Annotated in this window: 19 protein-coding genes; 8 read left to right on the top strand and 11 right to left on the bottom strand. The window is 53.8% G+C overall.

Annotated elements, in window-relative coordinates:
* Window positions 1-94: 94 nt before the first annotated feature.
* Both OQV00_RS23145 and OQV00_RS23140 read right to left on the bottom strand, forming a co-directional pair.
* The gene (locus OQV00_RS23145; protein ID WP_004857495.1) at window positions 95-673 is read right to left on the bottom strand and encodes a TetR/AcrR family transcriptional regulator; all 579 of its coding nucleotides are present in this window, start codon (window positions 671-673) and stop codon (window positions 95-97) included.
* 147 nt (window positions 674-820) lie between these two features.
* Entirely contained in the window at window positions 821-1603 is a 783-nt protein-coding gene (locus OQV00_RS23140; protein ID WP_048024655.1) for an NAD(P)H-dependent oxidoreductase, read from the bottom strand.
* Window positions 1604-1690: 87 nt separating this feature from the next.
* Between OQV00_RS23140 and OQV00_RS23135 the strand changes: the two genes are divergently transcribed.
* The 4 genes from OQV00_RS23135 to OQV00_RS23120 all read left to right on the top strand — a co-directional run bounded on the left by OQV00_RS23135 (window position 1691) and on the right by OQV00_RS23120 (window position 3705).
* Entirely contained in the window at window positions 1691-2599 is a 909-nt protein-coding gene (locus OQV00_RS23135; protein ID WP_004857513.1) for a LysR family transcriptional regulator, read from the top strand.
* Window positions 2593-3012 carry a FosA family fosfomycin resistance glutathione transferase gene (locus tag OQV00_RS23130; RefSeq protein ID WP_004857515.1) on the top strand — a complete coding sequence of 140 codons (420 nt, stop codon included), beginning with the start codon at window positions 2593-2595 and terminating at the stop codon, window positions 3010-3012. Before OQV00_RS23135 ends, OQV00_RS23130 begins: the two co-directional genes overlap by 7 nt.
* A gap of 116 nt (window positions 3013-3128) precedes the next feature.
* Complete coding sequence (locus tag OQV00_RS23125) at window positions 3129-3416, top strand: BrnT family toxin (protein ID WP_032716505.1); 288 nt, start codon at window positions 3129-3131, stop codon at window positions 3414-3416.
* A complete protein-coding gene (locus OQV00_RS23120) occupies window positions 3403-3705 on the top strand; it encodes a BrnA antitoxin family protein (RefSeq protein ID WP_064357555.1) in 303 nt (100 codons plus the stop codon). The genes OQV00_RS23125 and OQV00_RS23120 overlap by 14 nt, the downstream gene beginning before the upstream one ends.
* Before the next feature lie 100 nt (window positions 3706-3805).
* On the opposite strand, the gene OQV00_RS23115 is transcribed toward OQV00_RS23120, so the two are convergent.
* The 7 genes from OQV00_RS23115 to OQV00_RS23085 form a co-directional block, all read right to left on the bottom strand.
* A complete protein-coding gene (locus OQV00_RS23115; RefSeq protein ID WP_375334599.1) occupies window positions 3806-5131 on the bottom strand; it encodes an McrC family protein in 1326 nt (441 codons plus the stop codon).
* On the bottom strand, window positions 5128-7200 hold the full coding sequence (locus OQV00_RS23110) for an McrB family protein (RefSeq protein ID WP_100663657.1): 2073 nt from the start codon (window positions 7198-7200) through the stop codon (window positions 5128-5130). The genes OQV00_RS23115 and OQV00_RS23110 overlap by 4 nt, the downstream gene beginning before the upstream one ends.
* 230 nt (window positions 7201-7430) lie before the next feature.
* A complete protein-coding gene (gene symE, locus OQV00_RS23105) occupies window positions 7431-7766 on the bottom strand; it encodes an endoribonuclease SymE (protein WP_100663658.1) in 336 nt (111 codons plus the stop codon).
* Between the two features lie 340 nt (window positions 7767-8106).
* Window positions 8107-9732 carry a restriction endonuclease subunit S gene (locus OQV00_RS23100; RefSeq protein WP_266279474.1) on the bottom strand — a complete coding sequence of 542 codons (1626 nt, stop codon included), beginning with the start codon at window positions 9730-9732 and terminating at the stop codon, window positions 8107-8109.
* A complete protein-coding gene (locus tag OQV00_RS23095; RefSeq protein WP_064359608.1) occupies window positions 9732-11201 on the bottom strand; it encodes an N-6 DNA methylase in 1470 nt (489 codons plus the stop codon). Before OQV00_RS23095 ends, OQV00_RS23100 begins: the two co-directional genes overlap by 1 nt.
* A gap of 74 nt (window positions 11202-11275) precedes the next feature.
* A complete protein-coding gene (gene hsdR, locus OQV00_RS23090) occupies window positions 11276-13705 on the bottom strand; it encodes an EcoAI/FtnUII family type I restriction enzme subunit R (RefSeq protein ID WP_104895477.1) in 2430 nt (809 codons plus the stop codon).
* A gap of 864 nt (window positions 13706-14569) precedes the next feature.
* On the bottom strand, window positions 14570-15982 hold the full coding sequence (locus OQV00_RS23085) for an aminotransferase-like domain-containing protein (RefSeq protein ID WP_015585221.1): 1413 nt from the start codon (window positions 15980-15982) through the stop codon (window positions 14570-14572).
* Between the two features lie 177 nt (window positions 15983-16159).
* On the opposite strand from OQV00_RS23085, the gene OQV00_RS23080 reads away from it, so the two are divergent.
* From OQV00_RS23080 to OQV00_RS23065, 4 genes are all read left to right on the top strand, one after another.
* Complete coding sequence (locus tag OQV00_RS23080; RefSeq protein WP_004857521.1) at window positions 16160-16324, top strand: DUF1127 domain-containing protein; 165 nt, start codon at window positions 16160-16162, stop codon at window positions 16322-16324.
* 290 nt (window positions 16325-16614) lie between these two features.
* On the top strand, window positions 16615-17079 hold the full coding sequence (locus tag OQV00_RS23075) for a MarR family winged helix-turn-helix transcriptional regulator (protein ID WP_004857523.1): 465 nt from the start codon (window positions 16615-16617) through the stop codon (window positions 17077-17079).
* A 6-nt stretch (window positions 17080-17085) separates the two neighbouring features.
* On the top strand, window positions 17086-18153 hold the full coding sequence (locus tag OQV00_RS23070) for an HlyD family secretion protein (protein WP_004857525.1): 1068 nt from the start codon (window positions 17086-17088) through the stop codon (window positions 18151-18153).
* A complete protein-coding gene (locus tag OQV00_RS23065; RefSeq protein WP_004857527.1) occupies window positions 18143-19207 on the top strand; it encodes a DUF2955 domain-containing protein in 1065 nt (354 codons plus the stop codon). The genes OQV00_RS23070 and OQV00_RS23065 overlap by 11 nt, the downstream gene beginning before the upstream one ends.
* Here OQV00_RS23065 and OQV00_RS23060 read toward each other — a convergent pair.
* Complete coding sequence (locus tag OQV00_RS23060) at window positions 19204-19458, bottom strand: putative Se/S carrier protein (protein WP_004857528.1); 255 nt, start codon at window positions 19456-19458, stop codon at window positions 19204-19206. The genes OQV00_RS23065 and OQV00_RS23060 overlap by 4 nt on opposite strands.
* Complete coding sequence (gene yjiL / locus OQV00_RS23055) at window positions 19455-20222, bottom strand: putative 2-hydroxyacyl-CoA dehydratase activator YjiL (RefSeq protein WP_266279471.1); 768 nt, start codon at window positions 20220-20222, stop codon at window positions 19455-19457. Before yjiL ends, OQV00_RS23060 begins: the two co-directional genes overlap by 4 nt.

The raw sequence follows: 20222 nt of genomic DNA, 5'->3' as shown, positions 1-20222 counted from the left end.
GGTCCGGGGAGCGTCTACGTATTTCACGTATGCCCGGGTGCTCCAGACGGCCTGCAACCATCCATAACGCCTGACGGGGCAGGCTTTTCCGGCATCACGCCGGCAGCGTCATCCGCGTCAGATCGCGCACCAGCGATCGGCGGTGGTCGGCGCCCATGGTGCGTCCCTCCGTCAGTTCCGACAGCCAGATACCGTCCGCCGCATAGCGCACCAGGGTGCCGGTATGGCTATTATCCAGCGCATCACCCTGTGCCAGATGCCCCAGCATCCAGTCTCGCCAGCATTTTCTCAGCACCGGCTCATCCGGCATCGCCAGGGACAACACCATCAGCTGCCGGCTTTCGTGGGTATCCGTCAGGTCAGAGAGATAGTGCAGGTAGGCGCGGGTAAAACGGCCATAAGAGACATTATCGGCCGCCATCAGCCCCGAGATGGCCTCTTCCATAATGGCCAGCAGACGGGCGAACAGCGCAAAAATGAGCGCCTGCTTGTTGGGGAAATGGTGCAGCAACCCGCCTTTACTGACGCCTGCTTCACGCGCGACGGCATTCAGCGAGAGCGACGCGATGCCATCCCGGCCGGCAATCATTGCCGCCGACTCCAGCAGCTGCTGATGCAGGCGTGCAGGATCTTTTTTTCGGTGCTGGGCTTCCATATTCATGGCCCGAATCATACCGACCAGACGGTATGATTATTTTTGATAGCGATCAAGATGCGGGGCGGTGTCGCGCAGTGAATTGTCGTTATTGCGCGGGGGGTCACAATTCGTCATATGAATTCCGGTGGTGTCTGCGGCATCTCAGCGACCACCGGGAAGGCATTACTTTGTCGTCTGATGCAGCGCAAACCCGCGTTCGCCAGGCGCCAAATCCGGGCGCAGCGTCAGGGACGGGATCAGATAGTCGCCGTGATTTTGCCGGCGGAAGGGGATTGGCGCGGTGCTCGCCAGCGTATCCAGCCGTTGCCCGAGTTCCCGGCACTGCTGCGCAAAGCGCTGCTCGTCCGTTTTCTCCGTGCGGTAGAACACCAGCGGCGGCAGCACCGCAAAGCCGGGGTAAAACAGCATCCCGTGCTGGATCGGAAACAGGATATCGTTAATCGGTCCGTTAATGCCGCGCGGGGCGTAGTGCTCCTCCCAGCCGCCGGTAGTGACAACCAGCATCGCCCGTTTGCCCGCCAGGGTGCCTTCGCCATAGCGGTCGCCCCAGTGGCGGTCGCTGTGCTCCCCGACGCCGTAGGCGAAACCGTAGGCGTAAACCCGGTCGATCCAGCCTTTCATAATGGCGGGCATCGAGAACCACCACAGCGGGAACTGGAAAATCACCGTATCCGCCCACAGCAACTTCTCCTGCTCGGCAACGATATCCGCGCTTTGGGTGCCCTGTTCAAAAGCCTGCTTTGAATCGAGCGTCGAGCGCCAGAACTCGCCGACCGGCGGGGCGCTGCTGTCGTCGGCATCAAAACCTGCTTTCCAGCGCATGGCGTAGAGATCGGAAACCTGCACCTCATGACCGGCATTTTGTAGATGCCGGACGGCAAAATCTTTTAGCGCGCCGTTCAACGAGCGCGGTTCCGGATGGGCGTAAATCAGCAGTACTTTCATGGAAATCACCTCTGAGTCATGGAGAGCTGCAGAGTAAGCGGTTGGCCGCTATAGTAGAAATTAATTGCTTAAATCTCAGGTATAGCCGTGATTAATTTACATCGTCTGGATCTCAACCTGCTGCGCACCCTCGACGTGTTGCTGAGTGAGCATAACGTTACGCGAGCGGCGCAGCGGCTCAACCTGTCGCAGCCGTCGGTCAGCATCCAGCTGGCGCGCCTGCGGGACATTTTTGCCGACCCGCTGCTGCTGCCCGGGCCGCGCGGGATGCTGCCGACCGCCCGCGCCGATGAACTGCGCGGACCGCTGCGCGATGCGCTCACCGCGCTCGAACTGGCGGTGGCGCCTGCCAGCCATTTTGATCCGGCGACGGCGGCGCAGACCTGGCGGGTGGCCGCCACGGATTATATGGCCTCGGCGATTTTGCTCCCGGCGCTGCACACGCTGCGTCGGGCTTCCCCGGGCAGCCGCCTGGCGGTCTTTGAGCTGCAGCCCTCGCGGCTGGTGTCGCAGGCAGAGCGTGACGAAGTGGATCTGTTTTTCCATACCCGGGATGGCGCACCGGCGGAGCTGCATCAGCGGCTGCTGTTCAGCGAACGCTACGTGCTGGCGGGCAGAGCGGGGCATCCGGCGCTGCGGGCGCCGTTGAGCCTGGCGCAGTTTTGCCAGCTGGATCAGGTTATTGTCTCCCCTGACGGCGGCGGTTTTCATGCCGCAACCGATACTGCGCTGGCCAACCTTGGGCTTTCGCGGCGGGTTGTCCTTTCGGTGCCACATTTCCTGTTTATGCTGGAAACGCTGCGCAATAGCGATCTGGTGGCGGTGGTACCGGAACGGCTGGCGCGTGGGGTAAGTGGCCTGATGGTCGTCGAGCCGCCGCTGGCGGTGGCCGGGTTTGATATGCTGATGCTGTGGCACGAGCGCTGGCATCGCGACCCGGCCCACCAATGGCTGCGTCAGCAAATCGTGATGTCATTGGAGGATAAGTCATGTTAAGCGGATTGAATCATCTGACCCTGGCGGTCAGCAGCCTGGCGCCGAGCGTGGCGTTTTATCACCAGCTGCTGGGGATGACGCTGCACGCGCGCTGGGACGGCGGGGCCTATCTCTCCTGCGGCGATCTGTGGCTGTGCCTGTCGCTGGATCCGCAGCGGCGCGTCACTCCGCCGGAAGAGAGCGACTATACCCACTACGCCTTTAGCGTCGCCGAAGCCGACTTCGCCGGGTTCAGCGCGCGGCTGGAAACGGCCGGGGTGGCGGTGTGGAAGGTGAACCGCAGCGAAGGGGCGTCTTATTACTTCCTCGACCCTGACGGCCACAAGCTGGAGCTGCACGTCGGCAGCCTCGCCCTGCGCCTGGCGGCGTGCCGCGAGCAGCCGTATAAAGGGATGGTGTTTTATGACGAGTGAATGGGAATAACCTTTACAAATTAGCCTCTGGAAATGTGAGGTTTTTTCCAACATTGATAGTATACTTGCCTGATAATTGTCTATACTTTTTTGTATATACAATCGGGATGAATGCTATGCCAATGGAGTTTGAATGGGATGCAAACAAGGCAGCAAGCAATCTAAGAAAACATGGGATTCGCTTCGAGGAGGCGGTACTGGTTTTTGACGATCCGCAGCATCTTTCCCGACATGATCGCTATGAAAATGGTGAGTATCGATGGCAAACCATCGGGCTTGTTCATGGCGTGATTGTTGTTCTTGTGGCGCATTCGATCCGATTTGAAAGTGGAACGGAGGTCATTCGTATTATCAGCGCCCGGAAGGCGGACAAAAAAGAGAGGAGTCGTTATGAGCATGGTTAAACATAAACGCGATAACCCGACAGCGCTTACCGCTCAGCGTGAAGACGAACTCAAAGCGCTGGCGAAAAAATCAGATGATGACATTGATTACAGCGATATCCCCTCTTCGGACGATGAGCCGTGGTCAGAGGCGGTTCGTGGTAAATTTTATCGGCCATTAAAAACGCAGGCCTCTGTGCGCATCGATGCAGATGTGATGGAGTGGCTTAAACGCCCGGGAAAAGGCTATCAAACCCGGCTGAACGCGATTTTAAGAGAAGCGATGAACCGCGATCTGGGTGAGAAATAAGCCTCTATCGGCCATACCTGCGCGTTCCCGGCGCTTGAGCTCGTCGCGCCTTATCCGGACGAGCAACCCGCGCGCCCCGGTAATCGCGGCGGCGCCGGGGTTAGTTTATGCCCGCAAGGGTAAAGTTTTCAGGCATATGCAGCATTGAGGTATCCAGGCTGGTTCCTGTTTCAAAGGGAACGACCCACAGCCGTAGCGTTTTACTCTCGGAATGGCGGAACTCATACGGGTGAATCGGCGGCGCCGTGAAGCCTTTATGGTGCGGGTAGATCAGCAACATATCCCCCTCGCCGCGTAGATGATTTATCCCGTATGCCAGCATCTGGTACAAATCGCTTTGCGCGAGGTTAAGCTTATCTTGCGTGGCATCCACTATTTTCCATTTCATATCGCAAATGACGGCAGAGACCCCCGGGCCGTTACGCGGGATAAGCCATACATCTGGCCGGAGCTGAAATCTGGGCGTTTCACCCTGGTGGACAAGATAATGTGACTTTGATTGCGGCTTCACCTGCCAGTGAGCATGGCAACGATAGCGCAGCCAGGCAGTGACAAAGGATTCAAACACGGCCTCCATAGGAAAGAGAAGTGAAATGGCCTGAGCATGCCCCTGCATACAGTGCGGTGAATGACCTTTTAGAATGAGCTTTGCCCACTCCAGCGCCGGAGAATAATGTTGCATGTGGCGATCGAGGTGAACCTGCCGGAAAGCCATATCAACATTACCGATCCCGGGGATGGGCTCAAATAGCGCTTGTAGACGATTCAATTTCTGCAGCAGCGCGGGGCTACTGGTGTAGCCATACACCTTATCGATCGCGGTTTTTAGCAATCTGTTTTCAAGCCGTTCGATGCGGTATTCATCATATTCGACATAAAAACGATCGCGGCGAACGCTGTTTTTTTTCAGCTGCTCGCTGACCAGGAGTTTTCCCTTCAGCCACGGCAAATTGTTCTGCTGACGAAGATAATCGTGTTTGAGACCTTTGCGGACGATAGCTTCGAGACTGGTCACAAATTGCTGAACGAAGATATCCATTAAGGTCATCTTCGACGTCATGATGCTCGCTGCCGAGGTCTCGATATGACGAAAATTTTGTAATGTCGACAGCATCATCAGCAGTCGAGAACGCGCGTGCGATGCGTTTTCCTGTCTCTTATCCGCCTTCGGCAGAACTTCAATCATTCTCTGCTGGGGGAGTGCGATGACGCCAACATAGTTCTTCACCTGGATGACTTTGATGCCGTTCAGGGCGCGTAAGGATAGTAAACGCCGATCCTCACTGTCTTCATCGTTCAGGCAGCGTTGTTCCAGCCAATGAAACGCCGATGCGGGTAAAGACACCGAATCGGTTAATTTGCCGCTGTCCTCTTCATTAACCAGGTAGCCATATTCGAAAATGGAGTACGAGGTGCCCGCCATCAGTGCTGCTCCGCGGCTTTAGCCTGCGGTTGGTAAATCTGCTGGTAAGCCTGCGGGTTATCCCATACCGGATCATTATCCTTGCATAGCTGATAGCTCACGCCGGCTTCTTCAAGGTCCTCAATTGCCGTCTGGCCAAACAGCGTTGACACGTCGTTCTGATTAGCGACGGAACGGATAAAGCGCAGCGTCTGGTCCGCTTTTTGATTATCGCCAAGGACCAGACGGATTTTCTGCCAGTCGTTGTAGAAATACTCTTCCAGTAACGGAAGAACCTTATTTTTCATTACGCGTTTTAATCTTTTTAGCGCCTCGACGGGATTATCTTTTGCCTGCACCACCGGAATGAAAAAGGCATGCCCTAGCGTATGCTCGCTGTCGTAGAGGGCCTGGATACGTGCGTTCAGGGTAATCAGCAGCGCTTTGAGGTCGATACCATGAATATGAGTATCATTCAGCACCGAGGCATCGGGCATCAGCGCTTCAAATTCAAAGCGTCGACGCAGCGCTGTATCCAAAGCGGTTAGAGAACGGTCTGCGGTATTCATGGTGCCAACAATGAAGAGATTGCCAGGCACAGAAAACGGTTTAGCGGAGTAGGGGAGACTTACGCTCAGCGCTTCGGCTTCTCCCGCTCGTTTTGATGTCTCAATCAGCGTAATGAGCTCGCCGAAAATCTTAGAAATATTCCCGCGGTTTATTTCATCAATAATGAGGACGTAGTTTTGTTTTTTCTTTTCTGTTATTGCCAGCGGCGTGGCGGGAATGTTGAAATGATGAATGAGATAATTAAGAATGCCGCGCACGTAGGAGATGTTGTAAATATTTTCGGTCTCGCCATGATATAAGCGACGAATATTCTCGATAGACGCCGGGTAGCCGCTTTCAAGTCGGTCGTTCTTCGATTGTGAAGGGAAGATACGGAAGGTGCTGTTATTGGCGTAGGTCACTTTGAACATACTGCCATTTGTCGTTTTGAGCGTCACGCCATTTTGCTCGGCGCATTGCTCTTTAAGCTTTTCTACGGCTTCGTCCAGCGCGAGCTGCATTCCAGAGTCACCGAAAGAAGCGTCCTCACAGATCTGCTTAAACACGCCCGGTTTAATATCATAGCGCACGCTGCCATCGTCGCTGGTTTCCGCTCTTAATCCTTCAATAAATTCTTCATAACCAAAGCTTTGATGGAATGTGATAAAGCGAATGCGCTTCTCTTCAACCAGCGCGTCGTAGAGTTTTTTGAGCTCTACCCGACGTTCGGTTCTTTCTTTACCATCGAGACGGGAGAATGCCTGAGGTTCGCAGGCACGTACCGCAATTTCAATGGTCTTGTAGGTTTTACCGGTTCCCGGAGGGCCGTAAAGGATTAAGTTTTTTGGCGGTAAAATATCGATTGGCTCATCATCTAGCTCTGCCGTCGTCGATTCTGTAATACTTGCTTCGATTGCAACATTGCTCTCTTCGGCAATTTCCAGGTTATACAGATGCCAGAGAGACATATTTAACTCAATATCATCCTGTTCATCAAGGAACTGCTGCTGAAGCTCTTTTTTTAGTAACAGATTTAACCTGAACCAGGTTGCCGTATCCCAGTTATAGTCTTCCGGGAGTCCGAGGCTGAATTTATTGTTGCAGTAATTATAAACCCGGAAGAAAACATCTTCCTTAATGATACTGGTTAGCTGGTCAGGATAAAATGCGGAAAAGGTGCGGCAAAGAAGCGCACGATAAAACTTTTTCACGATGCCATATTCTTTTAGCTGTTGTAAAAACTGATAGGCACGATCAAAATTTTCCGCTGTACAGCCCGAGGCAATAATTTTTGTTAATTCGCGAAGCTGGTCCTGTGCTTGAGTAAATTCTTCATAAGACATACCACCCTGTTTTAGGCTGGCCACTCTGTTGTCGCGGGTGTACCACAAATCCTGGATGGCCCGGTGGCTAAAATCTGGATTTTCACGCCGCACCCGGGAGGTTATGTCCCGGTATCCAGCCCCCCATTCGGGGTCAAACTCACTATTTTTCTGAGTCAGTGATTTAAAAAATAGTGCCAAAGTCTGCTGATGTGACTCCATTCCGTTCTCCCCGAGTGATATCCGTTTTACAAATGGTTTTTATCATACGAAGCATACCCTTTCGGAAAAAAAGAAAAAGCGATCGCTGTGTCAGCAGAGGGATAAACGAGCGTGGGCCTGAGGGAACCTGGCTTCCTCGAGGCGGGGTTGCGCACCTGTCAGGGATTCCGAACCTGCAGATGGTGGTAAACTTGTAGCCCCGGCCAGCGCAGTGCCCCCGGGGATTGAGCTTATGCCAGCTTAGGTTTTTGCCCGGCGATCGCGTCGATTAACACCTGCACCTGTTTCTGCTTGCGCGCCGACAGCTTGCTGACCCGGCGCAGAGAGGCGGTGAGTTCCGGCTCCGACTGCCTGGCGGTAATCACGATGCAGCCGTTCATCACCTTAAGATCCACTTCGGTGCCGGTGGCAAAACCCGCCGCCGCCAGCCACTGACCCTTCATGGTCAACGCCGGAATACGCTGGTAATCAGGATGACGCGTCGCATAGCTCACGGTTAAATGACGGTTATTCGTTGGAGAGACTTCAGGATCGCACGGATCTGAAATAGAATGCTCGATAGTCATAATTGCTATTCCTTGTAAATAGTGATTGTGATGAGCAGGATGCTCGTGTTGCAGCACGGGCGTCTTGCGTTATACCCAAAATAATTCGCGATGCATGAAGGCGGCCAGGGAGTGAATCCCCAGGAGCGTAAATGAGTACGTGACTGGGGTGAACGAGCGCAGCCAACGCACAGGCAACTTGAAGTATGACGGATATAAATACCTGTACATATCATCAGGGAATAGAAGAAAAGTCCAGCTGAAAATGAATGAAAATAATGGTGTGGATGCGGGGATGCATTATTTCTGGTGATGGGAACGAAGCGGCTATTTAGCCGCTTTATTGGTTTCTGGGGGCGGGTTAATTTATGGCGGCGTCGGTGAGGGCGTCGGCCAGGTGGAGCTGGGTTTGTTGGCTGGTTTGCAGACGAGTTTTAAGATCAGAGCAAATCTTGGTAGCCAGATTCACGAATGCTATGCATTTTTGCTGGGTAGCAATAGATGGAACTATAATCGGAATTTCTTCGACTACTTTCTTGCTGATTTTAGGCATTGTTCCCGATGTTCCGGTCATTCTGTCCCACATAAATCCCCTGGCTAAAGGTGATGATAGCCAAATAGAAGCATATTCGGGTAAGAGATCTTCATTTGTTCTTATTTTCATCATTAGATCTGGATAAATGATATTTTTGTGATTTTCTTTTACCAAAACATTACAGCCAACAAAATTTGCAGAGTTTCCCCTTTGAATTAAAATGTCACCCTCTTTAATATACAGATGGCTGTTATTATCGATGTCAATATCTACAAACTTGGATTCTTGTATATTTAGTTCTCCATAAGAAGTTGCACCAAGCTTTAAGACTTTGAACCGAGTATTATTTTTTGATTCTACAGGAGAAAACCCATTTCTTGGGCCAAAAGAAAGAAACGTTTTTAGCTTTTTATATTCGACAACATCAGTGCTTTGAACCAGTTTACCCATCACCGCCAGTTGCAGAATGGTTTGTTTTAAGGCGTCAATGCTGGCTTCGGTGGTAAACAGTGTGTCGAAATGCTCGCTGATACGCGCCCAGTTTTCGGCCAGTTCATCGGCGTTCTGGCTGTTGGTTAGCGTGGTTAGCAGGGTTTCAACCAGCTGTTGATGGGCGTCCAGACTGGTCAGGGAGTGTTGTTCTAGTTGGTCGCAGAGGGACATGAGATCCTGTACCCTGGATACAATACGAGTTTGTTCTTGGTAAGGTGGCAAAATAACTGGGATCTCTTTTAACTTAGACGCTTTTATTCCTGCCGCAGTCATTCCTGTAGATTTGTCATTTAGTTGTGACTGGAAGGGCATCGCCATAATTTGAATAAGCATAAAAGGGCTTATCTCTGGAATATGCCATTGAAAACAGATAGAACGTTGAGCAAGAGCGAATTTTCCATCTACATCAATAATTGCTGCATTTCCCAGCGGTGCTTCGGTTGTGAATAAAATATCACCACATTTAGGAAAGCCTCTTGTCATCCATGATGTGTAATCTTCTTCAGCTATGAACTCTTCTGGGCTGAGATCAATATAGCCCTTTCGGATATTTTTTGCCGTTATAAGCCTTATGCCATTTTCTTTTTTATGTGGTGTTTTCCCGCGGTAATCGATGAATTTTGCTAAATTACCAAGTCTTATCCATGACCAGTTTTCGGGGGCATCGATATAATATTCATTTCCATGGATATGAGGGCTTGCTGTGGTTTTCATACCCTCATTGCGCGATAATTCTTTTTTCCGTTCTTCATTACGCTCCAGCAGCACCGCCGCTGGTTCGTCGTTCGGATCCTGCGGCACCAGCTTGCCGCGCACTGCCAGTTCCAGAATCAGCTCGCGCAGCTTCTTAATCCCATACAGATCGATCTTGCCGGAGCTGCCGCGCCCGGCCGTAGAGCGAGTTTGCAGCGCCGTGGTCCAGGTATCAATATGGTCGACAATCAGTTTTTCCACCGCCATCAGTTGGCCTCCTTACCGGCGAGCGCCGCGCCGAGGATATCGCGCAATTGGTGGCGCAGGGTCTGGATCGCTTCCTGCTGCTTTGCGTACTGCGCCAGCAGTTCGTCCGGATCGTGGCTGACGGTTTCCGCCTGATGCGGGTTCTTGATATCGAGGTTAAAGTTGCGGCCAATCACCTCGTCGATGCTGACCTTCCACGCTTGCTCGTTTTCGACACGGCTGGCGAAGCCGTCGGCCTCGTTACCCCACCAGTCGATCTCGGCCTGGAACTCCTCAAACTTCATCGGTTTGGTTTTGCTGTAGTTCTTCACGCCCGCCGGGTACGGGTGCTCGTAGAACCAGATTTCTTTGGTCGGCTGGCCTTTGGTAAAGAACAGCAGGTTGGTTTTAATCCCGGTGTACGGGTTAAACACGCCGTTCGGCAGACGCACGATGGTGTGCAGGTTGCACTCCTCGGTGAGCAGCTTTTTAATTTTGGTTTTCACCCCTTCGCCAAACAGCGTGCCGTCCGGCAGCACCACCGCCGCGCGGCCGTTTTTCGCCAGCACTTCAATGATCAACTGCAGAAACAGATCCGCCGTTTCACGGGTCTGCATTTCTGCCGGGAAGTTCTTCTCGATGCCATCCTCTTCAGTGCCGCCGAACGGCGGGTTGGTGACGATGACATCCAGCTGTTCATCCCACGACGACAGCGGCTTGTTGAGGGTGTTGTCGTGACGAATTTGCACCGGCACTTCAATGCCGTGCAGCAGCATATTGGTGGTTGCCAGCAGGTGCGGGAGCTGTTTTTTCTCCACGCCGTGGATCTGCTGTTGCAGCGTCTGGTGATCGGCCACGTTCTGCACGTAGTTATTTTTTACGTGATCGAACGCGCAGGCGAGGAAGCCGCCGGTGCCGCAGGCCGGATCCATAATCGACTCACCGAGCTTCGGATCGACGCGATCGACCATAAAGCGGGTGACGGCGCGCGGGGTATAAAATTCACCGGCATTGCCTGCCGATTGCAGATCTTTCAGGATCTGTTCGTAAATATCGCCGAACAGGTGGCGCTCGCTGGCGCTGGTAAAGTCGATTTCGTTCAGCTTGTTAATCACCTGACGCAGCAGGGTGCCGTTTTTCATGTAGTTATAGGCATCGCTGAACGCCTGCCTGACCACAAAGCCGCGCGGGTTCTTATCAATCGGCGCGGTAAGGTTTTTCAGCGTCGGGAACAGGTCATCGTTGACGAACTCCAGCAGGGAATCGCCGGTAATGCCCTCGGCATTTGCCGCCCAGGTGCGCCACAGGTAGCGCTGCGGGATCGGATACTGGTAGTTATCTTGTTCCAGCTCCAGCGCCTCTTCCTGGGCGTCAAAGATTTTCAGAAACAGCAGCCAGGAGAGCTGGCCGAGGCGCTGCGCATCGCCGTCCACGCCGGCGTCTTTGCGCATAATGTCCTGTAATGATTTGATAACTGAACTGATCGACATGATGTGTTCCATGTTTCATTAACAATAAGGCCTTCTGCTACGCGGTGGCAGCAGAAGGCACAAAAGGGGAGTGGTTACGCGGAGCGGGGCGGTAGGTGGTAGATTTCGCTCTCCAGCTCGCTGATGGCCTGATTATACCCGTTACGGTCGCCGAAACCGCTTTTAATGATCTCCGGCAGCGTACCCATGCTGTCGAACGGCTTGAGCTTCAACACCTGAATACTCTCTATTTCCTGCACGCCCGTGTCGGCGTATTTATCCAGCAGCGTATTCAGCACCGCCTGCGCGGCGTCGGAGTATTTGGTGAAGTAGTTGCGCTTACGCACGTTCTCCGCCCGCTCTTTGCGGGTTAACGGCGGCTGACCATACACCACGTGGCACAGCATGTCGAACGGGTCGAGCTCTTTACCGACCTCTTCCGCCAGCACTTCCCAGATTATACCCTGCTGTTCCAGCTCCTTGATGATGGCCTGTTTGCGCTCGGCGCCCTGCCATTTGCGGGTGAAATCATCCAGCGAGGCGTACTCTTTGAGCAGCGTTTTACGGGTGTAGTCTTTGAAGGATTCGGTGACCAGCTTGCCGTCGGCGTCGTAATACTGCACGCGCTGGGCGATCACGCCGACGGCGACGCCGTTGACGTGGAACTTGCGTACCTTGTTCTCGTCGTCTTCTGGCAACGGACCGACATCGTCTGAACCGGTGGTGGTATAAGGCGCGGGATCTTCATCGGCACCGGTGATGTCGTCGTCGGCCTCTTCCTCGTGCTCGTCGAACTGCTCTTCAAAATCAGACTCCGGGTCGGCGATATCTTGCGGCGTGGTCTCCATCACCTTTTCCGGGATGCCGTCAAAGCGCTCATCGGCGAACAGTTCGGTGGCCTTTTTGAAATCGAGGATGGTGAACCACAGCTTGCCATAGCGTTCATCGATACGGGTGCCGCGGCCGATGATCTGCTTGAATTTGGTCATCGACTGAATGTTTTGGTCCAGCACTACCAGTTTGCAGGTTTTGGCATCCACGCCGGTGGTCATCAGCTCGGAGGTGGTGGCGATAACCGGATAGGCTTTTTTAGGGTTAATAAAGTTATCCAACTGGGCTTTGCCGATGTCGTCATCGCCGGTGATTTTCATCACGTACTTGTCGTTCTTTTTCACCTGTTCCGGGTTGAGATTGACCAGCGCACGGCGCATGCGCTCCGCGTGATCGATGTCGTTACAGAAGATGATGGTTTTATCCATCGGGTTGGTGCGCTTGAGGTAATCCGTGATGGTTTTTGCCACCAGTTCGGTGCGCTCATCAATCACCATCGTGCGGTCAAAATCTTTCTGGTTGTAGATACGGTCGTCGATCAGCTCGCCGTTTTTATCCGTCTGGCCTTTGGTGGGACGCCAGCCCTGAAGATCGACGTCGATATCGACGCGCACCACTTTATACGGGGCGAGGAAGCCGTCTTCGATACCTTCTTTAAGCGAATAGATATACACCGGATCACCGAAGTAATCGGTGCTGGAGACTTCATGAGTCTCTTTCGGCGTGGCGGTTAAACCAACCTGCGTGGCGGCGCTGAAGTAGTCGAGGATTTCGCGCCAGGCGCTGTCTTCCGAGGCGCTGCCGCGATGGCATTCGTCGATCACAATCAGATCAAAGAAATCCGGCGCCACTTGTTTAAAGGCTTTTTGATCTTCTTCCGGGCCGGTGATGGCCTGGTATAGTGCGAGGTGGATTTCAAATGCCGGATCGATAGTGCGCCCGGTGACTTTGGTCATCGCCGCGCCAAATGGCAGGAAGTCGTTATTTTTGGTCTGATCGACCAGAATGTTGCGATCGGCGAGGAACAGGATCCGCTTCTTACTTTTCGCTTTCCATAAGCGCCAGATGATCTGGAAAGCGGTATAGGTTTTCCCCGTCCCGGTAGCCATCACCAGCAGAACGCGGTTTTGCCCGGCAGAGACGGCTTCAATGGTTTTATTGACGGCCTGTAGCTGGTAATAACGCGGCGATTTACCGCTGCCGTCGTCGTAGTAGTCCTGGGTAATCACCGGGAGCTGGGCTGCGGTGTAGCCTTTCCAGACGCAGAGCTTATGCCAGAGTTCATCTGGCGACGGAAACTCGTCCAGAGTAATATGTTTTTCGAGCAGCTCGCCTTCGGCTGCCGTGGCATCGCGGAAAATAAAACCGTCGCCGTTGGTGGCGAAGACGAAAGGAACGTCCAGCAGGCGCGCGTACTCGATGCCCTGCTGCATCCCCTTGCCGATTTCGTGCTTGTTGGCTTTGGCTTCAATGACTGCCAGCGGAATGCCCGGCTTGTGATACAACACGATATCGGCGGATTTCACCGTTCTACGCGCTGCAACCTTACCGCGCACGATGACTTTGCCGTCCCGGAGTTTGACTTCTTGTCTGATTTGCGTTGTGTCGTTCCAGCCAGCATCGAGGATGGCGGGCATAACGCGTTTTGTGATGATGTCTGCTTCCGTCAGGGTACTCAGGTTCAGGTCGGCCATAGTGCTCTCTTTACGTGAACAGGAACTTTCTGATTTTACATAATTATCAATACCGGGAGAAGATATTTATACACGCATTCAAGAATAAGTTTTTATTGATTTCATTAATGTGTAATGGATTGGTTTTTAAATGATAAGATAATTCGCAAAATTCTTTTTTGTTTATTATTTCCTTTCCGTCTATCAATCTTATTTGACTGGATAAATAATAAGAGATGCTTAGTGATAAAAGTAGGATAACTGCACTGGCTGGTCTTTTGTAGTATATCGATAAGTAATGGAATGATGGGACTATTAATAATCTGTATGTAAGTATAAGAGCAAGCATCGACAGTATAAAACCTATGACTAGATCAATATTTCCGGATGGTTTGTTAAAATGTCCAGTAAGGAAAACCCTGTTGATTGCGATGCAAAATAAGAAAAAAACTATTATGTTGATAACCGCGTAGGTTTGAATTACTTGAAAGAAATAAACACTGTGCCACACTTTTCTTTTGAATCTGGTTACTGTAGACATACACAGCCAGAAAAATACACCAAACTTTATAGGTTGAATTAACAAAAGAGTGTACCAATATAGTTGATTAAATATTAATTTAAAACTAGCTATGGGGGCTACATTTATTGAAAGGAAACTGAATGCCGCTATCAAGGATCCTACAATTAGTATTGACTTGAAAAGATTAGCGCCAGAGTTTACCAGTGGAGCATATTCATGAGTGCCATCATATATCTCCGGGTGTTTAATGAATATATACATTTCCGAGAGGAAATCATATCCTGGCATAATACTTAATGCATTTATCAGGAATGACTTTAGGTTACTGGGCATATATTGTTCCAATTAGTTGAAATAAAAACTCACTCCATCGCCACCTTCACCGCCTCCCCCAGCTTCACCATCACCTCCCGGTGCTTATCGATCGGCGGCAGGGCGCAGTTGATCCTTAAACAGTTGCGGTATTTCCCGGACGCCGAGAACAGCGAACCCGGCGCGACCTGGATTTTCAGGCGGCACAGCTGCTTCGCGACGCAGACCATATCGACGTGCTCGGGGAGCTCAACCCACAGCATATAGCCGCCCTTCGGCCGGGTAACGCAGATGCCGCAGGGGAAGTATTCCCGCAGCCAGCAGGTGTAGATCTCCATATTGCGCTGGTAGATCTGCCGCATCCGCCGCACGTGGCGATGGTAGTGGCCTTCGCGGATGAAGTTACAGGCGGCCAGCTGGGTTGAAGGAACGTTGGTCCCGCTGGCGGCGTATTTCATCTGCAGCAGACGATCGTAGTAGCGGCCTGGCGCGATCCAGCCGATGCGCAGGCCCGGCGCGATAGTTTTGGTAAACGAGCTGCAGAGCATCACCCGGCCGTCGATATCCCACGAGTGAATGGTGCGCGGACGCGGGTAGTCGGTGGCCAGCTCGCCGTAAATATCATCTTCGAAAATGACAATATCGTGACGCTGGGCGAGGGTCAGCACCGCGCGCTTGCGGGCATCCGGCATGATAAAACCCTGCGGGTTATTGCAGTTTGGCACCAGGATAACGCCTTTGATCGGCCACTGCTCCAGCGCCAGCTCCAGCGCTTCGATACTGATCCCGCTGTCCGGATCGGTAGGGATCTCAATGGCTTTGATCCCCAGACCGCGCAGCAGCTGCATGGTGCCGTAATAGGACGGAGATTCGACGGCAACGATATCGCCGGGCTGGCACACCGACAGCAGGGCCAGCGACAGGGCGCTATGGCAGCCGCTGGTGATCACTAAATCATCGGCGGTCACCACGGAACCGCCGTCGAGCATCAGGCGGGCAATTTGTTCACGCAGTTCGCGGCGCCCGGCCAGCTCGTCATAGTTCAGCACCTCGCTGAGGTTATGCTGAATCACCCGGCTAAGCTCACGCCACAACGGTTTCAGGCTGGGCTGAGTGACGTCCGGCGAGCCGCCGCCGAAGGGGATGATGGTTTTATCATTGCGCGCGTCGAGCATGGTCAGCACCTGATCCCATTGGGTGATCTCCACCGGGCGCTGAACCGGGCGCGACATCGGCGGTACCGGCGGCTGGGCTTTACGCGGGGCGACAAAATAGCCGGAACGCGGCTGCGGGGTGATCAGCCGCTGCTGTTCCAGCGTCTGGTAGGCCTGCTGGACGGTACTGATGCTGACACCGTGCTCCTGGCTCAGGCTGCGTACCGACGGCAGTTTTTCGCCGTCGCGATACAGCCCTTGCTCAATACGTTCTGCCAGCAGACTGGCCAGATGTTGGTAACGCGTCATGCTGTATCCTTTATTGCCGCCATACAGATAGATAAACCAGTACAGATGGATGAAAAAAAAGCCACGCAGATACCGTTTTAATCAATCTGTATGTTAAAGAAAAGTATTTTGTGCATCTGTATTGTTTGGCTTCAGATCCGCGAAGATAAAGCCTCTGGCAAGGCGAGGAGGTAGAGGATGGAATTTCACGAGAACCGGGCAAAACAGCCGTTTATCGGCTTCGTATTACTGGGCCGAATGATAAGAAAATGGTGGTTACGGCAGCAAACGCGACGGATTTTGCAGCGAATGAGCGATGAACAGCTCAAGGATGTCGGGCTGAGGCGAGATCAGCTCAATTAAAAAATGCGCTTTTCCCCGGATGACGGCGTAAACGTGCTACCCGGGTGACCAATTCATAGCCCCGGTAAGCGCAGCGCGACCGGGATTTTCCCGGAGGCGCTGCTGAGCACCTGTCCGGGCGACAAAACCGCACGAGGCCATAGCCCCGGCAAGCGGTAGCGCGACCGGGGAAATGTCCGCCAGGGTTATTACATTCACAATATTTATCAATTAATGCTTCTGCGCCCACCGTTTCTTGATACTTATCCTGATAAGTATTATTTTCTTCTCAGCTAACTGAGGAAAGAAACATGACCGAAGACGAACTGTTCGCCCGCCGCCCGATGGGAATGCGGATGGCGATGGTGGTACGCCAGTGGCGCGCGACTATTGACTCTGCTATCACCGATACCGGCCTGACCCAGTCAAGCTGGACGGTGCTGATGCAGCTGCATCAGCTGGGGGATAACGTCTCGGTCAGCGAACTGGCGGAGGTGCAGGGTATTGAACTGCCGCCGCTGATGCGCACCCTCACACAGCTGGAAAACCAGGGCTATCTGGTGCGTTCCACATCGCCATATGACAAACGCATACGCCTGCTGACGCTGACGGCGGAAGGCCGGTCGATACTGGAAGAACTGAATCGTGTGATTGAGACCTATCAATCCCGCGTCACCCGGACCATTCCTGCGGCGGATCTCGCCACCTTCAGCGCCACCTTAAATCACATCGCCTGCAATTTGCGGACAATCCGCGAAGAAGATAACAAGATCTAAAAAACTATGATGACCCCTGAACAAAAATTTGCCCGCTGGGTAAGGGTAAGTATTGTCGCGTTCCTGACGATATTCGCCTGGTTTATCGTTGCCGATATCTGGATCCCGCTGACGCCGGACTCGACCGTCATGCGGGTCGTGACGCCCGTTTCACCGCGTGTCTCCGGCTATGTGTCGCAGGTCTATGTGCACAACAATAGCCAGGTGAAGAAAGGAGATCTGCTCTATGAGCTGGATCCGACGCCGTTTATCAACAAAGTCCAGGCCGCGCAGATCGCCTATGAGCAAGCAAAACTGAGCAATCAGCAGCTTGATGCCCAGCTTGCCGCCGCACGCGCCAACCTGCGCACCGCGCAGTTCACCGCCCGCAACGATAAAGTGACTCTGGATCGCTATCAGCGGCTGAGCACCATGCAGAACGTTTCGCAATCGGATCTCGATAAGGTGCGCACAACCTGGCAGACCAGTGAACAGTCGGTCAGCGCGCTGAATGCCAGCATCCAGAATCTGCTGATCCAGCGCGGAGAGCGCGACGATAACCGTAACGTGACGCTGCAAAAATACCGCAACGCGCTGGAAGAGGCGCAGCTCAACCTTGGCTGGAGTAAAGTCTATGCCGAAACGGACGGGATGGTGAGCAACCTGCAGCTCAATCCGGGTCTGTATGCTACCGCCGCCACGCCGCTGCTGGCGCTGGTCAGCAACCATACCGATATCGTCGCTGATTTTCGTGAGAAGAGCCTGCGCCACACCGGGGTGAATACCGACGCTGCGGTGGTTTTCGATGCGCTGCCGGGGAGAGTATTTCCGGCGCACGTGACCAGCAGCGACGCCGGGATTTTAGCCGGCCAGGAAGAGGTTAACGGCCAGCTGTCGCAGCCGGAGCAGTCCACCCGCTGGGTGCGCGATGCCCAGCGGATGCGGATCCACGTCGCGCTTGATGAACCGCTGGACAAACCGCTGCCGACCGGCGCCCGTGCCACGGTTCAGCTCTATAACAGCGAGGGTCCGTTCGCCCGCACCTTTGCCGGCCTGCAGATCCATCTGGTGAGCCTGCTGCACTATGTCTATTAATACGCTGGCTCGCGTTTTCACCCCGCACGGTAATATCGTTTACACGGCGAATGACTTTCGTCAGACGCTGCGGATCGCCTTTGCCGGGATGATAGCGCTGAGTATCTCGACCTTCTACGATGTGCAGTACGGCGTCTTCTTTGTAGTCTATCCGCTGATGCTGCTGTCGCTGGTGCCGGTTTTTAATCGTCACGTCGCCAGGCAGTTTATCTTTAGTGCGGCAGTAAACTGCGTTGAAATGGTATTGATCGTCGGCTATCTGTCGCAATGGCCGATTGTGATGACGCTGGTGGTTTTTGGCCTCTACGTGATGCGTTTTCGCTTCATGAGTCAGGGGCCGCTGTTTCTGCTGGGATCGATGGGGGTGGTCTGTCAGAGCACGATGCTCAACTTTATGAGCTATCCCACCAGCAACTGGCACACGCTGCTGTTCTCTAATATGGAAGCCTGCGTGATGGCGGTGGCGCTCAGCGCGTTAATGAATTACCTGATTCCGGACGTCGAACCGCGTAAGCCGCCGCCGCGAATCGAGAAAGACGCCGCCAGGGTGCGGCATGAATCGCTGCTCTCCGGCACCGTTGCCACCCTGATTTTCGTGGTCTTCCAGATCTGCGATCTCAGCGATTCCCTTTCGGCGCTGATGGCGGGGATCCTGATCCTGTTCCCGATGCACTACCGCGGCGCGGTGATAAGCTCGGTGTGGCGCGTCGCGGGGGTGGTGCTGTCCTGCCTGTATATTCTGGTGGTGCAGCTGCTTATCTACGATTTCAGCAATCATATGGTATTGATGATGCCGTTGATTGGCCTGGGTCTGGCCTTTAGCGCTCGCCTGCACGTGATGGAAAAGGTAGGCGCCGGGGTGGGCTTCGCCAGCATCACCACCATCGGGATCATGTTCGGCCAGAACCTGCATCCGGACCAGGATCTGATCTTCAGCGATCTGTACCGGATTACCTCGGTGACCACCTCGCTTATCGTCACGCTGACGCTGGTTTTCCTCGTGCACCGGATTCTGAACTGTTTTGCGCCGACGCGGTTCGTGATTACCGATTAATCCTTCTGCGGGAAGCTGGCGATGCACTGCCACGCTTCCCCACTCTGCTGATACAGCGCCGCCGTATGCCCCGCGATTATCCAGCTTCGCGCCGCGTCTTCCGTTCCCTCAATCAACACGCACAGACCGCAGCCGCTGCGCAGTTGACGCGGAATATCTTTGATTTGAAAGGCAACCCCGGCAGCCTGCAGCGCCTTGCGGGTCTGTACCACGCCAACGGTTGAATGAAACAGATACAGCCAACTGCTCATTCGCGCCTCCGCAGACGCTGGCCGATTAGCGCCGCGCCGAGCGCCCCGGCGAACTGGGCGTCGGGATGGGTGGCGACCGGCATACCGACATGCGTCTCCAGCATGCGGGCGAAGGCGGCGCAGTGGCTGACGCCGCCGGTAAACAGCAATGGCCCCTGCGCGGACAAGCGGCCGATAAAGTTTGCGCTGCGCCGGGCCATGGTGTTGATCACCCCGGCCAGAATCGCCTCCGGCGCGACTCCGGCTGAACGCAGGCTGATAACTTCCGATTCGGCGAATACCGTGCACATGCTGGTGATGGCGTGCGCTTCAACGCCTTCGGTAATGGCGTCCAGCTGCTCGACGCTGGTGCCGAGGGTTCGCGAAATCACCTCCAGAAAGCGACCGGTGCCGGCCGCGCATTTGTCATTCATCAGAAAGTCGCTGAGGTTGCCCTGCGCATCCAGCTGGATGACTTTGCTGTCCTGGCCGCCGATATCAATAACCGTGCGGGTTTCCGGCGCCAGCAGACGTGCGCCGAGCCCGTGACAGGAAATCTCCGTCACCTGTTTATCGGCAAAATCGACCAGTTGGCGACCATAGCCGGTGAGGGTTAAAAAAGGGGTTTCCGCGAGGCCCGCGCGCAGGGTCTCCCAGGCGTCGTTGATGGCGTCGGCGGGGCGAAAAGGGGTCGGGCAGAGGAAACGGCGCGTAATGACGCCGTCTGCCAGCAGGATGCCTTTTGTCGCGGTGGAACCAGAGTCAATACCTACCGTGTAGATCAC

Origin of the sequence: Klebsiella sp. DY2415, from assembly GCF_026314315.1 — a bacterium.
GTDB lineage: Bacteria > Pseudomonadota > Gammaproteobacteria > Enterobacterales > Enterobacteriaceae > Klebsiella > Klebsiella ornithinolytica.
Note: the sequence above shows the minus strand (reverse complement) of the source record. Positions and strands in the feature narration are given on the sequence as shown.